Origin of the sequence: Collinsella sp. AM24-1 (assembly GCF_003470325.1) — a bacterium.
Lineage (GTDB): Bacteria > Actinomycetota > Coriobacteriia > Coriobacteriales > Coriobacteriaceae > Collinsella.
Genome location: NZ_QRHM01000066.1, coordinates 458 through 710, shown reverse-complemented (window position 1 = coordinate 710; position 253 = coordinate 458). Strand labels below are relative to the sequence as shown.

At 74.7% G+C, this 253-nt stretch carries 1 protein-coding gene; it reads left to right on the top strand.

The window, feature by feature from the left end:
• Positions 1–253: transposase (locus tag DW661_RS10070; RefSeq protein ID WP_147356458.1), on the top strand; the 253-nt coding region annotated here is incomplete at both ends.

Below are 253 nucleotides of genomic sequence, written 5' to 3'. Positions count from 1 at the left end.
TGGGTCGGCCTGACGCCCTCCGAGCACTCCAGCGGGGAGAGCGACCGCAGGGGCGCGATCACCAAGGCAGGCAACAAGCACCTGAGGAAGGCGCTGGTCGAGGCCGCGTGGCACTACCTGACGTGCTCGGGGCGGCCGAAGGACCTCGCCAAGGGCCAGGCCCCGGACCGGGGCGCCCGGAGGCATGCCGCCAAGGGCGTGCGGAGGCTGGTCGAGAGGCGGGAGGCGCTGCTCGCGCGCGGGGTCCACGGCA